Genomic DNA, 22,928 nt, shown 5'->3' on the forward strand with positions numbered 1-22,928 from the left:
TGGGTGCTAGTCTTCGGCGGGCTCCACTCGCCGGAAGGCGCTCATAGCAAGCAGCGCGGAGACCGTGAAGAGCATGATGACGACGACGATCCGGACGTCAACCACCGCGCCCGCGGCGCGCGCGATGCCGGTCGAGGCGAGGATGAGGGAAAGTGAGCCGAAGATGGCGGTGCTGATACGCATTTAATTTCCTTTCGGGAGTGAGCTGAGATAGAGGGATCCGTAGGAGAAGTTGATGGTGGCCGTAGTGACGGCATCGGGGTTGGTGATGGCGGCGGGGGAGTAGATGCGCACGCTCTCTCCGGCCCCGAGGTGGACGTTGCTCCACCATCTCTCGTCCGGGTTGTCGCCCGTGTCGTAGACGGGTTCGGTCCAGGTTTCGCCGGCGACGTCGACCCGCCAGGGTTCCCAACCGTTGAGGGCGACGTCGGCCACGCCGTAGACGTCTTCGTTGCGGGTGACTTCGATAATGATTGGGTCTGATTCTCTGAAGAGGTAGGGGGCGTCGGCGAGGATGAAGGCGTCGACGTTGTAGTCGCGCAGCTGGCCGGGATCGCTGTTGACCCCGGAGCGGGACACGGACAGCAGTGAGGGCCGCTCGCTCGAGCCGAAGGAGACGAGCTCGAGGTTCGGCGCGGTCACCATGGATGTGGGCATGATGAGGGCGATCGCGAGCGCGGCCGACGCCGGCAGGGCCAGGAACCAGGCGAGCGCGGTGAGCCAGGTGGCTCGCAGGCCGCGCACTCCGGCGTACATGACGCCGATGGCGACGATACCAAGGCCCACGCTGAGCGCCATGAGGATCGCGGCGACCTTGCCCGGCACGGCGAGCAGCGCGATCGCGCTGCCGATAAAGGCGATGGCGACGACGACCGAGATGGCCTGTCCGCCAAGTGCCGGCTTTTTGGGCTTGGGCTCCTTGAGCGGCCGCACCGGGTGAGCGGGCGCGGGGAATTCTGAGCCCGGCCCGTACGGCGCGGCCCCGAACTGGGCGGCATCGTACACGCCACGCGGCGTGCTTCGCCGCCCGTTGCGCCAGAGCACGAAGAGCACAGAGACGAGGATCACCAGTACGCCCATCAACGCCAGGCCGGGGGCCCGGTTGAGCGCGAAGTCGGCCCAGACGGCGACGAATGGCACGAAGACCACCGCGCCCACCAGGATGAGGATGATGGAGGCCGCAAACGCGGAGTCAGGATTGCGCAGAGCGCCTTCGGCCACGATCTCCTCCGTGGCGTAGGAGGGAATGAGGAGCCAGCCGAGCCCATAGAGGAGGAAGCCGATTCCGCCGACGATGGCGAGCGCAACGAAGGCCAGGCGGACCAGCACGGCGGAGATGCCCCAGCGGTGGGCGAGGCCGGCACAGACGCCGCCAGCGAGTGCGTCAGGCGTGCGGCGCAGGGGCCGGGAGCGAAGGGAGTCGTAAAGTTTCATGTCTTCATTCTTCGCTATCGACGGGCCCGAATCGGCCCTGAACACCCCTGAAAGAACCCTGATCCTTCCCCGATAACCCCTGATTTCGGCCGTTCGTGGTTGGGTTCGGGGCCGCGGGGTGAGACGATCGAGGCATGGAAGACTATGCAGATCTCTTGGCGCCGTGGGCCACCGCGCGCCCGGTCCTTGAGCGGCGGGAGCCCAAGATCCTGGCCGGCGTGTGCCAGGGACTCGCCCAGCACCTTGGCGGGTCGGTGCGCATGTGGCGGTTGGCCTTCCTTCTGCTGTGCTGGACCGTGGTGCCCGTGGTTGTCTACGCGGTGCTCGCGCTCACGCTGTCGCGCGAGGGGGCCGACGTCTCCACGCGCCGGCTCGTCAAGCCGCTCGCGTCCGGCGAGGACTCCCGGCCCACCACCGCCGTGGCACTCGGCGCGATGGGCGTCATCATCCTGCTCGTGATCGTCGGATACTTCCCGGGCGCGCTCGCCGTGCTTCCGCTCGCACTCATCCTCGCCGGCGGCGCGATCGCCTGGTCCGTCCAGGGCCGTTGGGCCAGCCTCGCGCTCGGAGTCGGCCTGCTGGTTGCAACGATGGGCGCGGTCGTCGTCGTGGAGAACGTGGTCGACAGCGCCGACGCCACCACCGCATTCCTTACGGGCTTCGCCGCGCTCGCCGTGGGCGCCTTCGTCCTCTACCCCTCCCAGATGCGCTCGCGCATGCACGCCCGCGAGCAAGACGCCCAGCTCGTCCGGGAGGAAACCCGCGCCGACATCGCTGCCCACCTGCACGACTCCGTCCTCCAGACCCTCGCCCTCATCCGCTCGCGTGCCGACGACGCCGACGCCGTCCGTGTCCTCGCTCGCCAGCAGGAGGCTGAGTTGCGCGACTACCTCTATTCAGACCGGCGTGATGACACGTCGGTAGCCACTGTCCTCACCCGGCGTGCGCGGGAGGTGGAGGCGACGTACGGCGCGCAGGTCGACGTCGTGATTACGGGGGATATGGAGGTGACGGCGCGGACGCAGGCCCTCATCGACGCCGCCGGGGAGGCCCTGACGAACGCGTGCAAGCACGGAGGTAGCCCCATCTCGATGTACGCCGAGCTGGGGGACGGCGGGGATGTGTGGGTGCGCGACCGCGGTGAGGGCTTCGACGTGGGTAGCATTGGTGAGGACCGGCGCGGGGTGCGCCACTCGATCTACGGGCGCATGGAACGCGCGGGCGGGCGCGCGAACATCCGCTCCCCGCTACCGACGGGCGGCACCGAGGTCCACATGAGCGTGGAGGAGGAACAATGAAAGTCATCGTGGTCGACGATCACGCCCTGGTCCGCGCGGGCATCATCGCCCAGATCGACGGGCAGGGCGTTCAGGTGGTAGGCCAGGCGGCGAGCGTGGACGAGGCGATCGATGTGATCCGGGCCGTGGACTGTGACGTCGTCCTGCTCGACGTCCACCTGCCCGGCGGCGCGGGCGGAGGCGGCGCGGAAGTCATCCGGGCCTTCGCCGGCGAAGGCGGCCCGCGCTTCCTTGCCCTATCGGTGTCGGACGCGGCTGAAGACGTTGTGTCCGTCGTGCGCTCGGGTGCGCGCGGCTACGTCACCAAGTCCATCAACAGGGACGAGCTCATCGAAGCGCTCGAACGGGTGGTAGCCGGCGACGCCGCCTTCTCACCCAAGCTTGCGGGCTTCGTCCTTGACGCCTTCGGCACGTCGCGCAGCGCCGTGGCCGAGCGTGACGAGGAGCTCGACCGGCTCTCGGCGCGCGAGCAGGACGTCATGCGGCTCATCGCCCGCGGCTACACCTACAAGGAGACCGCCTCCGAGCTGTTCATCTCGGTCAAGACTGTGGAGACCCACGTGTCGGCCTGCCTGCGCAAGCTTCAGCTTTCCAACCGCAAGGAACTCTCGCGCTGGGCGGCGGCCCGGGGTATCTAGTCGCCCGTCAGCACTCGATGACGTTGACGCCCACGTGCACCGCGAGCCCGCCGAGTGCCGTCTCCTTATATTTGGCCTGCATGTCCTTGCCCGTCTCGCGCATGGTGGCGATGACGGAGTCGAGGGAGACGAGGTGCGAGCCGTCTCCGCGCAGGGCGGTGCGGGCGGCGGCCACGGCCTTGATTGCCGCGATGGCGTTGCGCTCGATGCAGGGGATTTGCACCAGGCCACCCACCGGGTCGCAGGTGAGACCGAGGTTGTGTTCCATCGCGATCTCGGCGGCGTTTTCCACCTGGCGGGGACTGCCACCGAGCACGGCGGCGAGGCCCGCGGCGGCCATCGAGCACGCCGATCCGACCTCACCCTGGCAGCCGACTTCGGCGCCCGAGATGGAGGCGGTGGTCTTGAAGATCATGCCGATCGCGCCGGCGGTGAGGAGGAAGGTCTCCACCGCATCGGCGTCGAGCCCGATGAAGTCACGGCAGTAGTGCATGACGGCCGGGATGATCCCGGCGGCGCCGTTCGTGGGCGCGGTGACCACGCGGCCGCCCCCGGCGTTCTCCTCGTTGACTGCCAGCGCGTAGAGCCCGATCCAATCCATGGCCCGAAGCGGGTCGAGGGCGTCAGATTCGGCGAGGAGGGCGGTGTGGAGCTTCGGGGCGCGGCGCAACACCTGGAGGCCACCGGGGAGCACGCCTTCGTGACCGAGCCCGGTGGCAACGCACCCCTGCATGACCTCCCAGATGGCGGCCAGCCCGCTCGCAATCTCCGCCGTGGTGTGCAAAGCGAGTTCGTTGGTGCGCGCAACTTCGGCGATCGACATGCCGGTGCGATCGCAGATGAGGAGCAGCTCGTCGGCCGTGCGGAAGGGGTGGGGGAGGTCGGCGGTGGGGATGATGGCCATGTCGGCGTCCTCCTCGCACACCACGAAGCCGCCGCCCACGGAATAATAGGTGCGCTCAAACACGAGCTCCTCGCCGCTCCATGCGCTCATCGTCATAGCGTTGGGGTGCCCGGGAAGCTCGGTACGGCCGATGAGCTCGATGTCGGTGGCCGGGTCAAAGTCGATGGTGACCTGCCCGTCCGCCGTGGCGAGCGGAAGGCGACGATCGGTGCGGACCTTCCCCACGGCGTCGCCGACCCGCTCAGGCTGCACGCGCGCCGGTTCAAAGCCCATGAGGCCGAGGATGACAGCCTTGTCGGTGCCATGCCCGATCCCGGTGGCGCCCAGCGAGCCGTAGAGCCGCACCCGCACGCGGTGAACCGTGCCGGGCAGGTGGCCGGCAAACATGTGGGCGGCCGTCATCGGCCCCGACGTATGCGAGGACGACGGGCCGATCCCGATCTTGAACAGGTCAAACACGCTTAAGCTCATGGGACGATAGTAACGGTATGCAGGGCTTCACATGAAGGTGAGAAAAGGGCCGCTCACGTGGCGGGGTATGATGGCGACGTGCGTACCTTGTCTGTGCGTACCGGATGAGAGGAGCCAGGGTGCCCAACCTAGTAATTGACGGCGACTCGCTGCAGATCAGCGAGTCCGTGAGCGGCATTGACCACTTCAAGGACAGCAAGGAGATCGTCGCGCTTCGCGTGGACGGCGAGCTGAAGGACCTGGCCACGGACCTGGCCACGTTGCCCGACGGCGCCACTGTCGAAGGAGTCACGATCCACGAGCAGGACGGCCTGAACATCCTGCGCCACTCGGCCACCCACGTGCTCGCCCAGGCGGTCCAGAACAAGTTCCCGTCCGTCAACCTCGGCATCGGCCCGTTCATCACCGACGGCTTCTACTACGACTTTGGCAACATCCCCGCCGTCACCCCCGAGCTCCTCAAAGAGCTGGAGAAGGACATGGCGCGGATCGTGAAGGAGGGCCAGCGTTTCGTGCGTCGCCCGATTTCCGACGACGCCGCCGCGGCCGAGCTCGCCGACCAGCCCTACAAGCTCGAGCTCATCTCCCTCAAGGGCGGCTCCGACGCCGATAACGACCAGGCGGCCGAGGGGGCCTCGGTGGAGGTCGGCGGGGGAGAGCTGACGATGTACGACAACGTCAACCGCCGTGGGGAGACCGTCTGGACCGACCTGTGCCGCGGCCCGCACCTGCCGAACACGAAGCTCATCGGCAACGGGTTTTCCCTCACCCGCTCCTCGGCCGCCTACTGGCGCGGGGACCAGGCCAAAGACTCCCTCCAGCGCATCTACGGTACCGCGTGGCCGAGCAAGGACGAGCTGCTCGCCTACAAGACACGGATCGAGGAGGCGCAAAAACGCGACCACCGCAAGCTCGGCAACGAGCTCGACCTCTTCTCTTTCCCTGACGAGATCGGCTCCGGCCTGGCAGTCTTCCACCCCAAGGGCGGCATCATCCGCATGGTGATGGAGGAATACTCCCGCAAGCGCCACCTGGAGGCCGGCTACTCCTTCGTTAACACCCCGCACATCACCAAGGGCAACCTCTTCCAGATCTCGGGCCACCTGGATTTCTACCGCGACGGCATGTACCCGCCCATGCACATGGACGAGGTGGTCGACGCCGAGGGCAATGTGGTCAAGGAAGGCCAGGACTACTACCTCAAGCCGATGAACTGCCCGATGCACAACTTGATCTTCCGCTCCCGCGGGCGCTCCTACCGCGAGCTGCCGCTGCGCCTGTTCGAGTTCGGCACGGTCTACCGTAACGAGGCCTCCGGCGTCATCCACGGCCTGACCCGCGCTCGCGGCTTCACCCAGGACGATGCCCACATCTACTGCACCCGGGAGCAGATGAAGGAGGAGCTGACCGCGCTGCTCGACTTCGTGCTGTCGCTACTCAAGGACTACGGCCTGGACGACTTCTACCTCGAGCTGTCTACCAAGGATCCGAAGAAGTACGTAGGTGATGACGAGGTGTGGGAGGAATCCACGCGCGTGCTCGAGGAGGTGGCCACCGCCTCCGGCCTGGAGCTGGTGCCGGATCCGGAGGGCGCCGCCTTCTACGGGCCGAAGATCTCGGTTCAGGCCAAGGACGCACTCGGGCGCACCTGGCAGATGTCCACCATCCAGCTCGACTTCAACCTGCCCGAGCGCTTCGAGCTCGAATACACCGCACCCGACGGCTCGCGCCAGCGCCCGGTGATGATCCACCGCGCGCTCTTCGGCTCGATCGAGCGCTTCTTCGGCGTGCTGACTGAGCACTACGCGGGGGCCTTCCCGGCGTGGCTCGCGCCGGTGCAGGTGCGCTGCGTGCCGGTGGCCGAGGCCTTCGACAACTACCTGTTCGAGGTGGCGGACAAGCTGCGGGCGCGGGGCGTGCGCGTGGAGGTCGACACCTCCGATGACCGCTTCGGCAAGAAGATCCGCAACGCCTCGAAGGACAAGATCCCCTTCACGCTTATCGCTGGTGGCGACGACGCGGCGGCCGGCGCGGTCTCCTTCCGCATGCGCGACGGCTCGCAGGACAACGGCATTGCCGTGGACGAGGCGATCGAGCGCATCTGCGCGGCCATCGACAACCATGAGAACCAGTAGGGAGTAGCCATGCTGTCTCGCAGCGGCCGGCCGCTGGCCAAGGTCATGTTCGGCCCTATCGCCAAGGCCCTGGTCCGGATGGGGGTCACCCCCAACGCCGTCACGATTGTGGGCGGGGTGGCCTCCTCGGCCGCCGCGCTGGTCCTCTTCCCGCTCGGCTACCTGCTGGTGGGTGCGCTTGTGGTGACCATTCTCGTCATCTTCGACAACCTCGATGGTCAGATGGCGCGCATGACGAGCAAGAGTACGAAGTTCGGGGCCTTCCTCGATTCGACCATGGACCGCTTCGCGGACGGGGCGATCTTCGCCGCGCTCGCCATGTGGGGCTACCTCCAAGCCGACGAGCCGACGAAGGCCTGGGTGGTGTCGGGAGCGATCGCGGCCGCCGTCGTCGGCGGAATCGTTCCGTATGCCCGGGCGCGCGCCGAGGGCGTGGAATATTCGGCGTCGGTGGGGCTGGCCGAGCGGGCCGACCGCCTGGTGTTCGCCCTCATCCTCGTGCTCGCCACCGGGTTTGGAGCCACGCACTGGGTGATGGCGATCGGTCTGTGGGTGCTCGCGGTGCTTGCCCTGTTCACGGTGGGGCAGCGGATCGTCTACGTCTACAAGCAGATGGCACAGGCTGGTGACGCGTGAATATCCTGCGCGTATTTGCGGCCGCCTCGTGGCTGGTGAAGACGCTGCCTGAGCCGGTGGGCCGGGCGATCTTCCGGGCCGTTGGTACGGTCACGGGCGCGTCGAACATGCGCGGGGCCGTCCAGCTGCGGGCGAACCTTGAACGGATTGTGCCCGCGGCCGGCTCGTGGCGGGCGCGGCGGCGCAGCGCGAAGGCCATGCGCTCGTACATGGACTACTACTATGAGATGTTCCGGCTGAGCTCGCTCACCCCCGACCAGATCGACGCACGCGTGAGCTGTGAGAACGTCGAGGCGTTCCGGGAGCACCTGGCGGCGGGGAGGTCCGCGTCGGCGGCGCTGTTGCACATCGGCAACTGGGACCTGGCAGGGGCCTGGGCCACGAAGCACCTCGCGCCGGTGCACTCGATTGCAGAGAAGCTCAATCCGCCCGAACTCGCGGACCAGTTCCTCGATTTCCGCCGCTCGATCGGGTTGACCATCTACCAGACCGGCGGCGGGGCGATTGCGAGCCTCGAGCGCTCGATGCGCGAGGAGTCGGTGATCGTCACGCTCCTGTGCGACCGCGACCTGTCGGCCTCCGGTGTTCAGGTGAATCTGACGGGCAAGCCGGTGCGCGTGGCGGTCGGCTCGGCCCTGCTTGCCCAGCGCACGGGAGAGCCCATGTGGCCGATCACCATCGTCACCGACGATTTCGGCCACGACGCCGAACGGGTGCGCCGCTCCGGGAGCCGCTACGGTATCAAGATCATCTTCGGCGAGCCGATCAGCGCCGGCGTCGGCCCGGAGGCGAGCGCGGAGGAGCGCGAGGCCGACATCTTGCGGATGAACCAGGAGTGGCTGGACCAGGTGGGGCCGTTGCTTGCCACGCACGTGACGGATTGGCATATGCTTCAAAAGGTATTCGTCGAGGACCTGGACCCCGAGCGGCTGGCCAGGGCGAAGGAAACCACATGAAGATAGGAATTGCCTGCGGGTATTCGTGGGACGTGCACGGGGGCGTGCAATATCACATCCGCGATCTTGCCAAGGAGCTCATCGTGCGCGGACACGAGGTGTCGGTCATTGCACCGGCGGAAAACACGCCTGCGGAGGAGTTCGTGTGCCCCGTCGGCGCGGCGATCCCGGTCCGCTACAACGGCTCGGTGGCCCGCCTCAGCTTCGGGCCGCGGGTGAACCGCGAGGTGCGTAAGTGGCTCAAGCAGGGCGACTTCGACGTGCTCCACGTGCACGAGCCCTTCACCCCGTCGGTATCGATGCTGGCGCTCATGAGCGCCGAGTGTCCGGTGGTCTCCACCTTCCACACGGCGATGGACCACTCGCGCATGCTGACGCTCGCTTCCCCGTTCCTCGTGCCAATCCTGGATAAGATCCAGGCGCGCATCGCGGTGTCAGAGGAGGCCCGGCGCACGGCCGTCCAGCATCTGGGCGGGGACGCCTGGGTGATCCCCAACGGCGTGTTCGTCTCCGACCTGCAGATCGACGGTCCTGACCCGCGCTTCACCGGCACGCCCGAGGCGCCCACGCTGGCCTTCCTTGGCCGGCTGGACGAGCCGCGCAAGGGCCTGCCCGTGGTCGCCGAGGCCTTTGACCAGATCCGCGCGGCGCATCCCGGCGTGCGGATGCTCGTGGCGGGCAAGGGCGATGAGGATGAGGCCCGGCGCATGTTCGGCGCCGACGCGCAGGCCGTGGAATTCTTGGGCCCGGTCTCCGATGAGGACAAGGCGCTCTTGCTCGGCAGCGCGGATGCCTATCTTGCGCCCAACACGGGCGGGGAGTCGTTCGGCATCATCCTAGTGGAGGCGATGAGCGCGGGCGCATTCGTCGTCGCCTCCGACATCCCGGCCTTCCGCGCGGTGTTATCGGATGGGGAGTTTGGCGTGCACTTCCGCAACGAGGATCCGGGCGACCTGGCACGCGTGGTCAACGAGGCACTCGCCGATCGGCCGATGCGCGAGCGGGTGGCCACGCTCGCCTCCGAGGCCGCCTGGCGCTACGACTGGGGGACCGTGGCCTCCCACATTCTGTCCGTCTACGAGACAGCGATCCGCACGGCAAGGATCGAGGTGGAGCCGTGATCTGGAAGACCGTCCTCCTCGTGATCCTTGGCCTCCTTATCCTCTCCGTCATCGCGGCGACCCTCTATGCCCGCTCGCTCGACCGCGTCCACAAGAACGTCATGAAGTCGCGCGTGGCCCTCGAGCGCGCGTTGGCCGACCGGGCCCAGGCCGCCCTTCGCGTGGCGCGCTCGGGCGTACTCGACGTGGCAAGCTCGATCGTACTGGCCGACCTCGCCACCGAGGCGATCGAGGCCGCCGCCTACCCGATTGTCGACGACGGCCTGGACGCCATCGACATCGGCGACGAGGGGCGCGCGCTCACCGGGCGCGCGGGCGAGGCGCCGGACCGCCTCAGCCTCGAATCGGAGCTCAGCCGTGCACTGCGCCACTCGGTGGACCAGTTGGATTCCGCCCCGCCGGAGCTGGAGGGCCTGGAGCGCGCCCGGATCGCGGTGCAGATGACGCGCCGCTTCCACAACAACCACGTTGCCCAGGCGCGCCGGGTGCGGCGTAACGCCTTCGTGCGCCTGCTCCACCTGCACGGCCGGGCGCCCGAGCCGCAGATGGTCAACCTTGACGACCGGCTCGACCGTGAGTGAGACCGTGAGCGAGTGGCCACTCGACGCCGACGGCTTCCCGCACCGCAGCGCGGGCCGCTGCGTCGTGTTCAACACGCGCGGCCAGATCCTCATGATCCTCGGCCACGACATCGACCGGCCCGACTACCGCTGGTGGTTCACGCCCGGGGGTGGGCTGATGGAAGGTGAGTCGCCGGCTGAGGGCGCGGCGCGCGAGCTCACGGAGGAAACCGGGCTGAGCGTGGAGCCGGGGCGGCTGGAAGGGCCCGTGCTCGACCGTCGTTCGACCTTCCGCTTCTACTACGTCACGCGCAAACAGGACGAGCTCTTTTTCCTCCTGCACGTGAACGAAGCCGAGGAGGCGCGGATCGACTCTCGGGCCGGCGCGCGCCTGACCGAGCAGGAGTTGGAACTATTGGACGACATGCGCTGGTGGGACCTCGATGAGCTCGCCGCGGCGGAGGAGTTCGGGGAGCTTGTTTTCCCCGTCGGGCTCGTCCAGATGGCCCGACGGTGGCGCTCGGGCTGGGACGGCGAGCTCATCCACGCCGTTGAAGAATAGACGCGCGGGCGTTGTACAATGACCTGCGTACGTGAGTCGAAAGGAAGAATACGTGTCAGGACATTCCAAGTGGGCAACCACGAAGCACAAGAAGGCCGCGATCGATGCTAAACGCGGCAAGCTGTTCGCACGCCTCGTGAAGAACATCGAAGTCGCGGCGCGCTCGGGCGGCGGCGACCCCGATGGTAACCCCACCCTGTACGACGCCATTCAAAAGGCCAAGAAGAACTCCGTGCCGGCCGATAACATCAACCGCGCCGTCAAGCGCGGCTCGGGCGAGGGCGGGGACGCCGTCAACTACGAGTCGATCATGTACGAAGGCTACGGCCCCGGCGGTGTGGCGATCCTGCTTGAGTGCCTCACAGATAACCGCAACCGTGCGGCGTCCGACGTGCGCGTGGCGCTGACCCGCAACGGCGGCACGCTGGCCGACCCGGGCTCGGTTGCCTACATGTTCTCCCGCAAGGGTGTTGTTGAGGTGCCGGCCGAGGGCAACGACGAGGACGAGCTGCTCATGGCCGTTCTCGACGCGGGCGCCGAGGAAATCACCAACTACGGGGAAACCTTCGAGATCCTGTCCGAACCGAACGACGTGGTTGAGGTGCGCAAGGCCCTGCAGGGCGCGGGCGTGGACTACAACTCGGCCGAAGTGCAGTTCGTGCCCTCGATGAAGGTGGGCGTGGACCTGGACACGGCGCGCAAGGTCATGAAGCTCATTGACGCGATCGATGACCTCGACGACATCCAGAACGTCTACTCCAACGTCGACATCTCGCCCGAGATCGCGGCGCAGCTGGAGGAAGAGGACTAAGAGTGCGTGTCCTGGGCGTTGATCCCGGCATGACGCGCTGCGGGATCGGCGTGGTCGATGCGCGGGGGAGGCAGGTGACAATCGTCGCTGTCGACGTCGCCCACACCAAGCCCGAAATAGCGCCCCACCAGCGCCTGCTCATGATCTCGAATGCTATCGAGGAGGCAATCCGGCTCTACCGGCCGGAGGTGGTGGCGATCGAGCGGGTCTTCGCCCAGGAGAACGTGCGCTCCGTGACCGGCACGGCCCAGGTGGCAGGGATCGCGATGCTAGCGGCGGCGAAGGCATCGTTGCCGCTCGGAATGCACACCCCGTCGGAGGTTAAGGCCGCCGTGACGGGCAACGGCCGGGCCGAGAAGGCCCAGGTCCAGCTCATGGTCCAGCGGATCCTGCGCCTCGATGCCCCGCCGCGCCCGAAGGACGCCGCGGATGCGCTCGCCGTGGCGATTTGTCATGCCTGGCGTGGAGGAGCCACCCACCCGGACCGCTCCCAGCACGGCGGCGCCGGCATGTTGCCGCGCGTCGAGGGCAACGACCTCACCCCGGCTCAGCGGATGTGGGCCAACGCCGAACGACTATCGCGTAGGCACGGCGCCGTCGAGCCCAAGTAGCTGACCTGCCACGGCGCCCCTGTCGACACGGCCAATCACGAACGGCTATAATCAAACATATGTTCGAATCGGAGGGTACATGATTGTTTCCTTGCGCGGTCCGGTCCTGCGCGCGTCGGCCACGGAGGCTGTCATCGAGGCAAGCGGCGTCGGTTACGTTTTTTCTGCCACCCCCGACACGCTCGCCCAGCTACGCGTGGGAGAGGAGGCCTTCGTCCATATCGCGATGGTCACCTCGCGCGAGGGGGAGTCGTCCCTTTTCGGTTTTCACGACGACGACGCGCGGGTCACGTTCGACGTGCTGCGGTCCGTCACGGGGATCGGCCCCCGGTCGGCGCTGACGATCCTGGCCACGTTGCCGCCCGATGAGCTTCTCCGCGCGATCGAAAGCAAGGACGAGGCGAGCCTCGTGCGCATTCCGGGGGTGGGGAAGAAGTCAGCCCAGCGGATGGTGCTGGAGCTGGCTGGAAAGCTTGGCCCGGCCGTCGGGGCGGAGCCGGCGGAGTCGGCATCGTCGCATGAGGAAGACGTGATCGCGGCGCTCGTGGGCATGGGCTGGAAGGAGCGCGACGCGGCGGCGGCACTGGCCGAGGCGCTGAAGGTCACGCCCACGGGCACGCTCGCCCAGCTGCTGCGCGCGTCCCTGCAGGTCCTCGGGCAGCGGAGGTAGCGGTGAACGAGTACACGGATCCGGACGCCACCGATATCGAACGTGCCCAAGAGGCGGCACTACGCCCGAAGGTCCTCGAGGAGTTCGTGGGCCAGGAGGTCGTGCGTGACCAGCTCTCGCTCGTGCTCGAGGCGGCCGTGCAGCGCAACAAGTCGGCCGACCACGTGTTGCTCGCCGGGCCGCCGGGCCTGGGCAAGACCACGCTGGCGATGATCATTGCCGCGGAGGTCAACGGCGCGTTGCGGTTGACCTCCGGGCCGGCAATCCAGCACGCAGGTGACCTCGCCGCCGTCCTGTCCTCCCTCAACGAGGGGGACGTGCTCTTTATTGACGAAATCCACCGCCTTGCCCGCACGGCCGAGGAGATGCTGTACCTGGCGATGGAGGATTTCCGTGTAGACGTGATGATTGGCAAGGGGCCGGGCGCCACGTCGATCCCGTTGCCGCTGCCGCCGTTCACGGTGGTCGGAGCCACCACCCGATCGGGCCTGTTGCCGGCCCCGCTACGTGACCGCTTCGGGTTCACCGCGCACCTCGATTTTTACTCGGTGCCCGAGCTCGCCCTCATCGTGGAGCGCAACGCGCGCAAGCTCGCCGTCGAGCTCACTGTGGACGCGGCCCATGAGATCGCCTCGCGCTCGCGCGGCACGCCCCGCATCGCCAATCGGCTGCTGCGCCGGGTGCAGGATTGGGCGCAGGTGCGCGGCAGCGGGGTGCTGGATCTCGACGCGGCGCGCGCCGCCCTCGAGGTGTTCGAGGTGGACAAGAAAGGACTCGACCGGCTGGACCGCGCCGTGCTCGACGTACTGTGCATTCGCTTCCGCGGCCAGCCCGTGGGCCTGTCCACGCTCGCCGTGTCGGTGGGCGAGGAGCCAGAGACCGTGGAGACCGTGGCCGAACCCTACCTGGTGCGCCAGGGTTTCATGATCCGCACCCCGCGCGGGCGGCAGGCCACCTCGCTCGCTTTCCAGCACCTGGGCCTTGCGGCGCCGGAGGAGACGCTGTTTTCGTGACTCGCTCCACGGCGGGAGAACATCGACCGTCTGGGTGAATGCGGGTAGACTTGTACGGTTGTCACAAAGCAACAAACGCTTTGGTCGATTGGAGAAAAGATGCCCGGTATTCCCGTTGAGTTGGTGATCCTCACGGTCGTCATGCTCGGTTTTTTCTGGCTGATGAACCGTGGCGCGAAGAAGGCGCAGAAGGCTCAACTCGCCAAGCGCGAAGAAGCCCTCGTGGTGGGCAATAACGTCATGACGCAGGCCGGCTTTTTCGGCCGTATCGTTGACATTGATGGTGACGCTGTAACCCTCGAATCCCCCTCGGGAGATGAGACGGTGTGGCTGCGCACGGCGATCGTGGCCCAGATGGACATCCCACTCGGCAACAGTGAAGAGGATGAGACGGAGGACGTCGAGGCATTCCTCGACTCCCAGGAGGCCGACCCGGACCTTTCCGACGATTCCAACACCGATAAGTAAAGACGAGGCTCAAAGGAACTAACGTGTCGTCAAGCCACCTGGAGGATCCGACGCCGAAGCCGTGGCGCCGCTTGACCGTCCTCTTTATCCTTGTTCTCGCACTCGTGGGCTCCCTCATCGCAGGGAGCCTGAGTGGCGACAAGACCAGATTCACCCCGGATCTCGCACTCGACCTCGAGGGCGGTACCCAGATTATCCTTACCCCGGTCACAACCGACGGCTCGGAGGTGACTGCCTCCGATATCCGCGAGGCAATCAACGTCATCCGCCAGCGTGTGGACGCCACGGGCGTGGCTGAAGCCGAGATCACGGCCCAGGGCGGTTCGAACATCATCGTCGCTCTGCCGGGCACGCCGTCGAAGGAGACGCTCGACCTGGTGCGCACGTCGGCCGTGCTGCGCATGCGCCCGGTGCTGTCGATCCTGAACCCCGCGCCGATGGATGCCCAGTCGGTCGTCGCCGCGCTGGGGGAGAATGCGGGCGATCTTGACCCGGCCACGATGGACGCGGCCGCGGTCGATGAGGCGATCCGAAAGCTCGCTGACGTCGACGGCGATGGGGAGCTGTCGGCCGAGCCGGCGCAGACGCCGGAAAACGCCTCGGATACGAACTGGATCACCGAGCAGGTGATGTACGACGCGTACACGCTCGATTGCACGGTTCCCGATTCGCGCCCGGCGGAAAAGACGGATAGCCCGGACACCGCGATCGTTGCCTGCGAGCCGGATACGACCACCAAGTACATCCTTGGCCCCTCGGAGCTGGACGGCACGCAGCTTGACAGCGCGTCGTCGTCGCCGGCCACGAACCAGCAGGGCCAGCCCACGGGCGGCTGGGCAGTCAACATGTCCTTCAATTCCGAGGGCGGGAAGATCTTTGGCGATGTCACCACGCGCCTGTCTGAGCTCAAGGAGCCGCGCAATTCGTTCGCGTCCGTACTCGATGGCCGCGTCATTTCCTCGGCCCGCGTGTCCTACCCGATCACGGGCGGCCAGGCGCAGATTACCGGCCGCTTCACGGCGGACGAGGCCGGGGCGCTGGCGAACCAGCTGAAGTTCGGCTCGCTGCCGTTGCAGTTCAACGTCCAGTCCGAGGAACAGATCTCCGCGACCCTTGGCGCCGAGCAGCTGAGCTCGGGCCTCATCGCCGGCCTGGTGGGCCTGGTCCTCATCGTCATCTACATGATCTGGCAGTACCATGCCCTGGGCGTGGTGGCGATTGGCTCGATCCTCACCTCCACGGGCCTGTCCTACCTCATCATCAGCCTGCTGTCGTGGACGATGGGTTATCGCCTGTCGATGGCGGGAGTGCTCGGTATCATCATTTCGATCGGCGTGACGGCGGATTCGTTCATCGTCTATTTCGAGCGCATCCGTGACGAGATCCGTGACGGCCGATCCGTGGCCAGCGCGGTTCAGCACGGCTGGAACCGTGCCCAGCGTACGATCATCATCTCTGACCTGGTCAACCTCACCGCTTCGGTGGTGCTCTTCCTTCTCACGGTTGGTTCGGTGCGCGGCTTCGCCTTCACACTCGGCGTGACCACGGTGCTTGACCTCGTGGTGGTCATGATGTTCACCTACCCGATCATGACCCTGATTTCGCGCACCGCGTTCTTCGGGAAAGGCAAGCGCGGCTCGGGCATGGACACGAAGAAGCTTGAGTCAACTCCGCGCTACCGTGGGCGCACGGTGCCCGAGCGCAAGCAGAACAAGCCCAAGGATGCGATGGTGGCCGCCGACGGCGCCGTCATCCACGACTACGAGATGCCCGACGCCCGTTTCACCGGCGAATCGCTTGCCCAGCAGCGTGCTCGCCAGAGGCGAGAGGCGCGCCGGAAGGAAGGAGACCAGTAATGTCGATGTACTCCTTTGGTAACGGCCTGTACACGGGCAAGCGTTCCTACAACATCGTGGGGCAGCGCAAGCTGTGGTTTAGCATCGCTATCGTCGCCGTCCTTCTCTCGCTGGCGTCGTTTGCGATCCGCGAGCCGAACCTCGGTATCGAGTTCCGCGGGGGCTCCCAGTTCACGGTCTCGGGCACGGCCACCCTCGATCACCAGCCGGCGTACGACGTCGTCGGCAAGGTGTCGACGTCGGTGCCGCGCGTGTCCGATGTTGGCCAGGAGGCCATCCGTGTCCAGACTGAGTCGCTGGACGACACGAAAACCCAGGAGGTGCGCGCCGGCCTGGCCGAAGCCTACGACGTGCCGGAAGCGGACGTGACGTCTACGTACATCGGCCCTTCGTGGGGCCAGGACATCCTGGCCCAGGCGATCCGAGCCATGGTGATCTTCATGGTGCTGATCTCGGTGGTCCTCATCATCTACTTCAAGTCTTGGACCATCGCGGTCGGCGCGATCGGCGCGCTCTTGCACGACTTCGTAGTCACGCTCGGGATCTACTGGATCTTAGGCTTCGAAATCGCGCCCGCCACGATCATCGGCTTGCTGACGATCATGGGCTACTCGCTCTACGATACCGTGGTGGTGTTCGACAAGGTGCGTGAGAACACGGCCGAGCTCGAGCACCAGACGCAGATGACGTACGCGGAGGAAGCGAATCTGGCGATCAACCAGACCCTCATCCGTTCGCTCAACACCTCGGTCACCGGCTGGCTGCCTGTCATCTCGGTGCTGATCGTCGGTGTGTGGTGGCTGGGCGCGGAGACGCTGCGCGACCTGGCGCTGGTCATGTTCGTGGGCATGGTGCTCTCGGCCCTGTCCTCGGTGTTCCTGGCGGCTCCGCTGGCGGTGTGGCTGGCTGAGCGTGATCCGAAGATCAAGGCACACACCGCCCGCGTCACTGCGCGGCGCGAGGAGATTGGCGTCGAGAGAACTGACAATGAGAAGGAAAGTGCGGGTACCGTGGTAACCGAGCGTGTTTCCGGCGGCCATAAGGGCCAGCGGTCCCAGCCGAAGCGAAAGAAAAGGAATAAGCGATGAGCACTGAGGCTATCTTCCCTCAAGACTCCGTAGCACTTGTCAAGTCCCACGTGCGCGAGGTGGAGGACTTCCCGGCGCGTGGTGTCCTCTTCCGTGACATCACGCCCCTGATTGCCGACGGCGAAGCGTTCGCCTCCCTCATCAAGATCCTGGCCGATCGTTACCGCGGCAAGTGCGACGCGGTGGCGGGCCTCGAATCGCGTGGCTTCATCCTCGGCGCCCCGCTCGCTCACGAGCTCGGGATCGGCATGCTGACCGTGCGTAAGGCCGGGCGTCTGCCGGGCCCCGTCGTCGGCGTGAATTACGACCTGGAGTATGGGTCGGCTCGCATGGAACTGCAGCCCTTCACGGTGAAGGACGGCATGCGCGTGCTCGTTATCGACGACGTGCTCGCCACCGGTGGCACGGCGGGCGCGGCCTTCCACCTCATCGAGAAGGCGGGCGGCAAGCCTGCTGGCCTGTGCGTGCTGCTCGAGCTGGCTGACCTCGGCGGGCGTGAGTACCTGGCCGAGCGCTACGACTACCCGGTGGAGTCGGTCATCAGCTACTAGGCCTGCGCCCATGTGGGGCTTCGTCATTGCTGATCACGGTGACGTATAATCCCCACATGGATGCAAAGGTCAACGAAGAGGAACCGCGGGTACGCTCGCGGCTTTCCTGGCTCGGGCGCAAGAGCGATACGCCCACCCTGCTCGAGCCACTCATGCGCGCTATCGGCAACCGCAAGCTGGATAAGGCGCGCATTATTCGTGCCTTTGAAACCGCCGAGCGCGCTCACGCTGGCCAGATGCGAAAGTCGGGTGAACCTTACATCACCCACCCGGTGGCAGTGTCCACGATCTTGGCCGAGCTAGGGATGGATGAGGACACGCTGGTGGCCGCGCTCCTGCATGACACGGTGGAGGACACGAGCTACTCGCTCAAGCAGCTCACGCGCGACTTCGGCTGCACGGTGGCGTTGCTGGTGGACGGGGTCACGAAACTCGACAAGGTCGAATACGGCGAAGCCGCCCAGGCGGAGACCGTGCGCAAGATGGTCATCGCGATGGCGAAGGACATCCGCGTGCTGCTTATCAAGCTGGGCGATCGGCTCCACAACGCGCGCACGTGGAAGTATGTGAGCCCGGGCTCGGCGCAGAAGAAGGCGCGTGAGACCTTGGAGATCTACGCCCCGCTTGCCCACCGTCTGGGTATGAACTCGATCAAGTGGGAGCTGGAGGACCGCTCGTTTAAGGAGCTCTACCCGGCTGTCTACTCCGAGATCGAGCGAATGGTCCAGGACCGGGCGCCGGAGCGCGAACGCTACATCTCGCAAATGAAGGCCGAGTTGGAGCGGGAGCTGGGCAAGGCCAAGCTCCGCTGCACGATCTCGGGCCGGCCCAAGCACTACTACTCGATCTATCAGAAGATGATCCTGCGCGGGCGCGATTTCGAGGACATCTACGACCTCATCGGCGTGCGCGTGCTGGTGGAGGAGATCCAGGACTGCTACACGGCCCTCGGCATCGCCAACTCGCTCTACGTCCCCGTCCAGGGGCGCATCAAGGACTACATCGCTTCCCCGAAGTTCAACCTCTACCAGTCGATCCACACCACCGTGATCGGGCCGGGCGGCAAGACGGTGGAGATCCAGATCCGCACGTATGAGATGCACAAGCGCGCCGAGTTCGGTGTCGCCGCTCATTGGCGTTACAAGGAGAACCCGAACGCGGAGAAGGCGGATACGAGCGCGCAGGCGGACACGCAGCTGGAGTGGCTGCGCCAGCTGGTGGATTGGCAGCGCGAGACGGCGGACCCGAAGGAGTTCCTCGACTCGCTGCGCTTCGAGATGTCGGGCAGCCAGGTCTACGTCTTCACCCCGATGGGCGAGGTCATGGAGTTGCCCACGGGTTCGACTCCGGTAGACTTTGCCTACGCCGTCCACACCGAGGTCGGTCACCGCACGGTGGGGGCGAAGGTTAATGACAAGCTGGTCACCCTCGATCACCGGCTCGAATCTGGCGACACGGTAGAGATCATTACCTCTCGCTCAGAGGACTACGGGCCGTCCCAGGACTGGCAGGAGTTCGTGGCCACCCCGCGGGCGCGGTCGAAGATCAAGGCGTGGTTTACGAAGTCGCGCCGCGAGGAGACCGTGGAGCAGGGCAAGGACAAGCTGGCCCGCGCGATCCGCCGCAAGAACGAGCCGGTCCAGCGCCTCATGTCACACGAGACGCTCAAGGCCGTGGCGCAGGACCTGTCCAAGCGAGACGTCACCGAGCTGTATGCCAGCATCGGGGAGGGCACGATCTCTCCGGAGACCGTGGTGCGTCGCCTCATTTCTTCCCAGGGTGGCACCGCCGGCGTGGAGGAGACGATGGCCGAGGCGGTCACTCCCACGCGCATCCAGCACCAGCAGATTGGGTCGGCGTCGTCGGCGGTCATCGTCTCAGATATCGAGGACACGGAGGTGCTGGTCAAGCTCGCCAAGTGTTGTATGCCGGTACCGCCGGACGAGATCGTCGGCTTCATCACGCGCGGCAGTGGCATCTCGGTGCATCGCAAGGACTGCACGAACATGCGTTCGCTCAAGCGTGAGCCGGAGCGTTTCATTGACATCGCGTGGGCCGACGACGCCGACTCGAACGTCTTCCTCGTCCAGGTCCAGATCGAGGCGCTCGACCGCAAGGGCCTGCTGGCGGACGTCACGCGTGCGCTATCAGAGCACGACATCAACATGCTCACCGGCTCGATGAACACCTCCAACGAGCGAGTGGCCCGGCTCAACTTCACCTTCGAGATGGCGGACCCGCGCCACCTGCAGCAGGTGCTGACCGAGCTACGCAAGATCGAGGGCGTGCACGCCGCCTACCGGCTTACGGGCTCGGCGAGAGAGGCTGTCCGAGCTCACGGGGGAGCTGAGTAAGGATCTCGCGCACGCGCGTGATGCCGTGAGTGGAGAGCTGGTAGGCCCGCTGTTCGATGGCCGCCACACTGGTGCCGGCGCGCACGAGCAGGCACAGGAGTTCGACGGAGTCTTCGCGGTTGGCCATGAGGTCGATCGCGGTGCGCTCGAGTGTGGTGACGAACTTGCCGCCCACTTCGGTCAGGTCCGTGCCCGGGATCGACGACGCCGGCACGGCGTCCACCTGCTCTTGGAGCTGGGGCGTGTGCCAGCCGGTGTGGATGAAGAGGGCTGATTCGCGCACGAAGGCCTTGCCCGGCTTGCGCATGGCAAGGAGCTGGGCGCGTGATTCGGGCGTCTTGCACAGGTCGACCCCGACGTAGCCGATGTCGCCGATGTCGATCATGAGGCCGGCGCCGGCGAGGGTGCGCGCCTCGTGGTGCTCGGCGAGTGACTGAGGTTGATAGATGTGGAGCGTCATGGGGTGATTCCATCACGTCGCGCGAGGGACGCTGCGCGTCTTCCCACACCTGTGGACAAAGAAAACGCCGCCGGAAAAACCGGCGGCGCCTTCCACGTCATTCGGCCTAGTCGCCTTGGACCGCGCTCAGCCATGCCTTGCGGGCGGCGAGGGCGTCCTCGTACTCCTTGACCTTCTTCTCATCCCCTGCCTCGCGGGCCTGGGCGATCTGGGTCTCGAGCTCGTCGATGAGGTGCTGGAGCTGTTCAGCCATGCCGGCGGAGCGCTCGTCCTTCTCCGGGTCGGAGTTCTTCCACTGCTCGGATTCGGCGTCGCGGATCTGGGTCTCGATGTCACGCATGCGGCCCTCAGTGCGCTGCATGTCAGCACGCGGCACGCGGCCGATGGCGTCCCAGCGCTCGCCGATCGCGCGGATCTGCGCCTTGGCGTAGTCGATGTCGGTCACCGGCAGGAGCTTCTCGGCCTCGGCCAGTAGCTCGAGCTTGCGGTCGCGGTTGGCGGCGAACTCCTCGTCGATCTCGGCGTTGTAGGCGTTGCGGGCCTCGTAGAAGCGGTTCTGGGCGGCGCTGAAGCGCTCCCACAGCGCGTCGTCTTCACGCTTGTTCATGCGGCCTGCGCGCTTCCACTCGTTCATGAGCTCGCGGAACTGGCCCGAGGTAGGGCCCCAATCGGTGGAGTCCGCGATCGCCTCGGCGCGTGCGATGAGGGCCTCCTTGCGCGCGGTGATCTCCTTACGCTCCGAATCGCGTTGCGAGAAGAACTGGCGGCGGTGGCGGTCAAAGGTGGTGCGTGCCGAGGAGAAGCGCTTCCACAGCTCTTCTTCCGTGGTGCGGTCAATGCGCGGGGAGTGGCGCTGGGCGTACTTCCACTGCTCGAGCAGGTTGGTCAGCTCCGCGCGCGAATTCTTCCAGTGCGTGTTCGCCGGGTCCTGCGCGGCGACCGCCTCGGCCGCCTCGACGATCGCGGTGCGCTCGGCAACGGAGGCCTTCTTCGCCTCTTCGCGCTCGGCCTTGACCTGGGCGCGGCGCTCTTCGGCGGCGCCCTCAAGGCTTTCCACACGCTTGCGCAGCGCTTCGACGTCGCCGACGACGGCGGGCTCGCGCAGCTGCTCGGTCAGCGCCTTGATGGAAGCTGAAATTTCCTCGGGGGAAATGTTGGCCAGGCGGGCCTCGAGCAGGCTTACCTCGTTTTCCAGGTCGAGGTAGCGGCGCACGTACAGGCCGAGGGCGTCCTTATCGGAGCCATCGATCGTGTACTGGCCGACGATGCGTTCGGCGTCGTTACCGGAGGAGCGCAGCCACACGTTGCCTTCGTCATCCACGCGGCCCCACTTGGCGGCCGCCGCTGCCGCCGCGTCGTCGACCTCGGGAACCGGGGCTGCCACCTGCGGCTTCGGGCGGGGCGCCGGGATCGGCGTTTCCTGCGGTGCCTCGGTTGTGTTCATGGACTCGTTCGTGGACTCGGTCATGAGATTCTCCTCAGTAGACGGGGTTGGCGGTGCCACACCGTTCGCGTATGTCGTGGAACAGTCTACGCGGTTTATAGTCCATTTTTCGCATTCTGGTTATCTTAGATGCGCTCAAAGTTGGCTTAACGGTAGCGTGAAGACATGTACTTCCTTCGTAACAGTGACACGTTCCTTCAGGCCAACACCTACATCCTCGCCGCGCAGTCCTCCGCGCTCGTGGTCGACCCGGGCGCCGGCTCGCACGCCTGGGTGCCCGGCGCGCTCGAGAAGCGCGGGCTGAGCCTGGGTGCCGTTCTGCTCACTCACGGCCACCCGGATCACGTGTGGGACGTGGCGACGGTCGCGGGATCGGCTCCGGTCTACATCCCGGGCCCGGACATGTACCGGATGGACGACCCGGCCGCCTACCTGCCGGTCGATCCGTCCCGCGCCCTGGCCCTTTCGCGCATGGGCGCCCAGCCCTGGGTCAAGCCCGAGGGCCTGCGTGAGCTACCGGCCGAGGCGTTTTCGGGGCCCTTCGAGATCGTGCCGGGAATCTCGATCCGCGCGCTGCCGGCGCCCGGCCACTCCGAGGGCTCCACGGTCTTCCTCCTCGAAGGCAATCCCGCCCCGGACCGCGAGGGCGCGATGATGTCCACCGGCCAGGTCGAGCCGATCATGCTGGCCGGTGACGTGCTGTTCAACGGGGGAGTGGGTCGCACGGACCTGCCGGGCGGTGACGAGCAGAAGATGGCCGCCAGCCTGCGCCTGCTGGTCCAGGTGATCAAGCCCGAGACCGCCGTCTTCCCCGGCCACGGCCCGTCCACCACGATGTTCCACGAGGTGCGCCACAACCCCTACCTGCACGCGGCGATGAGCTAAAT

The 22,928-nt window shown here is 66.4% G+C and carries 23 protein-coding genes; 18 read left to right on the top strand and 5 right to left on the bottom strand.

Going from position 1 to position 22,928, the window contains the following annotated elements; all coding sequences use genetic code 11:
• Window positions 1–6: 6 nt before the first annotated feature.
• Both AQZ59_RS09530 and AQZ59_RS01195 read right to left on the bottom strand, forming a co-directional pair.
• The gene (locus AQZ59_RS09530; protein ID WP_160326856.1) at window positions 7–183 is read right to left on the bottom strand and encodes a hypothetical protein; all 177 of its coding nucleotides are present in this window, start codon (window positions 181–183) and stop codon (window positions 7–9) included.
• Complete coding sequence (locus AQZ59_RS01195; protein WP_062612363.1) at window positions 184–1,434, bottom strand: PspC domain-containing protein; 1,251 nt, start codon at window positions 1,432–1,434, stop codon at window positions 184–186.
• A 134-nt stretch (window positions 1,435–1,568) separates the two neighbouring features.
• On the opposite strand from AQZ59_RS01195, the gene AQZ59_RS01200 reads away from it, so the two are divergent.
• Entirely contained in the window at window positions 1,569–2,732 is a 1,164-nt protein-coding gene (locus AQZ59_RS01200; protein WP_062612364.1) for an ATP-binding protein, read from the top strand.
• Window positions 2,729–3,370, top strand: a complete 642-nt coding sequence (locus AQZ59_RS01205) for a response regulator (RefSeq protein ID WP_062612365.1) — start codon at window positions 2,729–2,731, stop codon at window positions 3,368–3,370. Before AQZ59_RS01200 ends, AQZ59_RS01205 begins: the two co-directional genes overlap by 4 nt.
• A 7-nt stretch (window positions 3,371–3,377) precedes the next feature.
• Here the strand turns inward: AQZ59_RS01205 and AQZ59_RS01210 are convergent, their stop codons facing one another.
• A complete protein-coding gene (locus AQZ59_RS01210; RefSeq protein WP_062612366.1) occupies window positions 3,378–4,745 on the bottom strand; it encodes an L-serine ammonia-lyase in 1,368 nt (455 codons plus the stop codon).
• Between the two features lie 119 nt (window positions 4,746–4,864).
• On the opposite strand from AQZ59_RS01210, the gene thrS reads away from it, so the two are divergent.
• From thrS to AQZ59_RS01285, 15 genes are all read left to right on the top strand, one after another.
• Window positions 4,865–6,880, top strand: coding sequence for a threonine--tRNA ligase (thrS, locus tag AQZ59_RS01215; RefSeq protein WP_371258049.1), 2,016 nt, complete (start codon window positions 4,865–4,867; stop codon window positions 6,878–6,880).
• A gap of 9 nt (window positions 6,881–6,889) precedes the next feature.
• On the top strand, window positions 6,890–7,516 hold the full coding sequence (gene pgsA, locus AQZ59_RS01220) for a phosphatidylinositol phosphate synthase (protein ID WP_062612371.1): 627 nt from the start codon (window positions 6,890–6,892) through the stop codon (window positions 7,514–7,516).
• The gene (locus AQZ59_RS01225; protein ID WP_062612372.1) at window positions 7,513–8,472 is read left to right on the top strand and encodes a phosphatidylinositol mannoside acyltransferase; all 960 of its coding nucleotides are present in this window, start codon (window positions 7,513–7,515) and stop codon (window positions 8,470–8,472) included. Before pgsA ends, AQZ59_RS01225 begins: the two co-directional genes overlap by 4 nt.
• Window positions 8,469–9,593, top strand: a complete 1,125-nt coding sequence (locus tag AQZ59_RS01230) for a glycosyltransferase family 4 protein (RefSeq protein WP_062612374.1) — start codon at window positions 8,469–8,471, stop codon at window positions 9,591–9,593. The genes AQZ59_RS01225 and AQZ59_RS01230 overlap by 4 nt, the downstream gene beginning before the upstream one ends.
• Window positions 9,590–10,174 carry a hypothetical protein gene (locus AQZ59_RS01235; RefSeq protein WP_062612376.1) on the top strand — a complete coding sequence of 195 codons (585 nt, stop codon included), beginning with the start codon at window positions 9,590–9,592 and terminating at the stop codon, window positions 10,172–10,174. Before AQZ59_RS01230 ends, AQZ59_RS01235 begins: the two co-directional genes overlap by 4 nt.
• Before the next feature lie 4 nt (window positions 10,175–10,178).
• On the top strand, window positions 10,179–10,715 hold the full coding sequence (locus tag AQZ59_RS01240; RefSeq protein ID WP_236698630.1) for an NUDIX hydrolase: 537 nt from the start codon (window positions 10,179–10,181) through the stop codon (window positions 10,713–10,715).
• Window positions 10,716–10,767: 52 nt separating this feature from the next.
• Window positions 10,768–11,526 carry a YebC/PmpR family DNA-binding transcriptional regulator gene (locus AQZ59_RS01245; RefSeq protein ID WP_062612380.1) on the top strand — a complete coding sequence of 253 codons (759 nt, stop codon included), beginning with the start codon at window positions 10,768–10,770 and terminating at the stop codon, window positions 11,524–11,526.
• Between the two features lie 2 nt (window positions 11,527–11,528).
• Window positions 11,529–12,137 carry a crossover junction endodeoxyribonuclease RuvC gene (gene ruvC / locus AQZ59_RS01250; RefSeq protein ID WP_062612383.1) on the top strand — a complete coding sequence of 203 codons (609 nt, stop codon included), beginning with the start codon at window positions 11,529–11,531 and terminating at the stop codon, window positions 12,135–12,137.
• 79 nt (window positions 12,138–12,216) lie between these two features.
• Window positions 12,217–12,807 (top strand): Holliday junction branch migration protein RuvA, encoded by a 591-nt coding sequence (gene ruvA / locus AQZ59_RS01255; RefSeq protein WP_062612387.1) that lies wholly within the window; start codon window positions 12,217–12,219, stop codon window positions 12,805–12,807.
• Window positions 12,808–12,809: 2 nt separating this feature from the next.
• Window positions 12,810–13,820: a Holliday junction branch migration DNA helicase RuvB gene (gene ruvB, locus AQZ59_RS01260; RefSeq protein WP_062612390.1), complete on the top strand. Its 1,011-nt coding sequence runs from the start codon at window positions 12,810–12,812 to the stop codon at window positions 13,818–13,820.
• A 99-nt stretch (window positions 13,821–13,919) separates the two neighbouring features.
• Window positions 13,920–14,288, top strand: coding sequence for a preprotein translocase subunit YajC (gene yajC / locus AQZ59_RS01265; RefSeq protein ID WP_062612392.1), 369 nt, complete (start codon window positions 13,920–13,922; stop codon window positions 14,286–14,288).
• Between the two features lie 23 nt (window positions 14,289–14,311).
• A complete protein-coding gene (gene secD / locus AQZ59_RS01270) occupies window positions 14,312–16,144 on the top strand; it encodes a protein translocase subunit SecD (RefSeq protein WP_068538328.1) in 1,833 nt (610 codons plus the stop codon).
• Complete coding sequence (gene secF, locus AQZ59_RS01275; protein WP_062612394.1) at window positions 16,144–17,232, top strand: protein translocase subunit SecF; 1,089 nt, start codon at window positions 16,144–16,146, stop codon at window positions 17,230–17,232. The genes secD and secF overlap by 1 nt, the downstream gene beginning before the upstream one ends.
• Window positions 17,229–17,783: an adenine phosphoribosyltransferase gene (locus AQZ59_RS01280; protein WP_062612397.1), complete on the top strand. Its 555-nt coding sequence runs from the start codon at window positions 17,229–17,231 to the stop codon at window positions 17,781–17,783. The genes secF and AQZ59_RS01280 overlap by 4 nt, the downstream gene beginning before the upstream one ends.
• A 56-nt stretch (window positions 17,784–17,839) precedes the next feature.
• Window positions 17,840–20,137: a RelA/SpoT family protein gene (locus AQZ59_RS01285; RefSeq protein WP_062612399.1), complete on the top strand. Its 2,298-nt coding sequence runs from the start codon at window positions 17,840–17,842 to the stop codon at window positions 20,135–20,137.
• On the opposite strand, the gene AQZ59_RS01290 is transcribed toward AQZ59_RS01285, so the two are convergent.
• Together AQZ59_RS01290 and AQZ59_RS01295 are read right to left on the bottom strand one after the other, a co-directional pair.
• On the bottom strand, window positions 20,088–20,597 hold the full coding sequence (locus tag AQZ59_RS01290; RefSeq protein WP_062612401.1) for a hypothetical protein: 510 nt from the start codon (window positions 20,595–20,597) through the stop codon (window positions 20,088–20,090). The genes AQZ59_RS01285 and AQZ59_RS01290 overlap by 50 nt on opposite strands.
• Window positions 20,598–20,703: 106 nt before the next feature.
• The gene (locus AQZ59_RS01295; RefSeq protein WP_236698631.1) at window positions 20,704–22,065 is read right to left on the bottom strand and encodes a DUF349 domain-containing protein; all 1,362 of its coding nucleotides are present in this window, start codon (window positions 22,063–22,065) and stop codon (window positions 20,704–20,706) included.
• 141 nt (window positions 22,066–22,206) lie between these two features.
• On the opposite strand from AQZ59_RS01295, the gene AQZ59_RS01300 reads away from it, so the two are divergent.
• Entirely contained in the window at window positions 22,207–22,926 is a 720-nt protein-coding gene (locus AQZ59_RS01300; RefSeq protein WP_062612403.1) for an MBL fold metallo-hydrolase, read from the top strand.
• The last annotated feature ends 2 nt before the right edge of the window (window positions 22,927–22,928 follow it).

Origin of the sequence: Trueperella bernardiae, assembly GCF_001469025.1 — a bacterium.
Taxonomy (GTDB): Bacteria; Actinomycetota; Actinomycetes; order Actinomycetales; family Actinomycetaceae; genus Trueperella; species Trueperella bernardiae.

Bases quoted from the DNA above. Each gene is read 5' to 3' on its own strand.
- AQZ59_RS01195 (WP_062612363.1), bottom strand. From the start codon at position 1,434: ATGAAACTTTACGACTCCCTTCGCTCCCGGCCCCTGCGCCGCACGCCT.
- ruvA (WP_062612387.1), top strand. From the start codon at position 12,217: ATGATTGTTTCCTTGCGCGGTCCGGTCCTGCGCGCGTCGGCCACGGAG.
- secF (WP_062612394.1), top strand. From the start codon at position 16,144: ATGTCGATGTACTCCTTTGGTAACGGCCTGTACACGGGCAAGCGTTCC.
- AQZ59_RS01230 (WP_062612374.1), top strand. From the start codon at position 8,469: ATGAAGATAGGAATTGCCTGCGGGTATTCGTGGGACGTGCACGGGGGC.
- yajC (WP_062612392.1), top strand. From the start codon at position 13,920: ATGCCCGGTATTCCCGTTGAGTTGGTGATCCTCACGGTCGTCATGCTC.
- AQZ59_RS01295 (WP_236698631.1), bottom strand. From the start codon at position 22,065: ATGACCGAGTCCACGAACGAGTCCATGAACACAACCGAGGCACCGCAG.
- pgsA (WP_062612371.1), top strand. From the start codon at position 6,890: ATGCTGTCTCGCAGCGGCCGGCCGCTGGCCAAGGTCATGTTCGGCCCT.
- AQZ59_RS09530 (WP_160326856.1), bottom strand. From the start codon at position 183: ATGCGTATCAGCACCGCCATCTTCGGCTCACTTTCCCTCATCCTCGCC.
- AQZ59_RS01300 (WP_062612403.1), top strand. From the start codon at position 22,207: ATGTACTTCCTTCGTAACAGTGACACGTTCCTTCAGGCCAACACCTAC.
- AQZ59_RS01280 (WP_062612397.1), top strand. From the start codon at position 17,229: ATGAGCACTGAGGCTATCTTCCCTCAAGACTCCGTAGCACTTGTCAAG.
- AQZ59_RS01205 (WP_062612365.1), top strand. From the start codon at position 2,729: ATGAAAGTCATCGTGGTCGACGATCACGCCCTGGTCCGCGCGGGCATC.
- AQZ59_RS01285 (WP_062612399.1), top strand. From the start codon at position 17,840: ATGGATGCAAAGGTCAACGAAGAGGAACCGCGGGTACGCTCGCGGCTT.
- AQZ59_RS01210 (WP_062612366.1), bottom strand. From the start codon at position 4,745: ATGAGCTTAAGCGTGTTTGACCTGTTCAAGATCGGGATCGGCCCGTCG.
- AQZ59_RS01200 (WP_062612364.1), top strand. From the start codon at position 1,569: ATGGAAGACTATGCAGATCTCTTGGCGCCGTGGGCCACCGCGCGCCCG.
- AQZ59_RS01290 (WP_062612401.1), bottom strand. From the start codon at position 20,597: ATGACGCTCCACATCTATCAACCTCAGTCACTCGCCGAGCACCACGAG.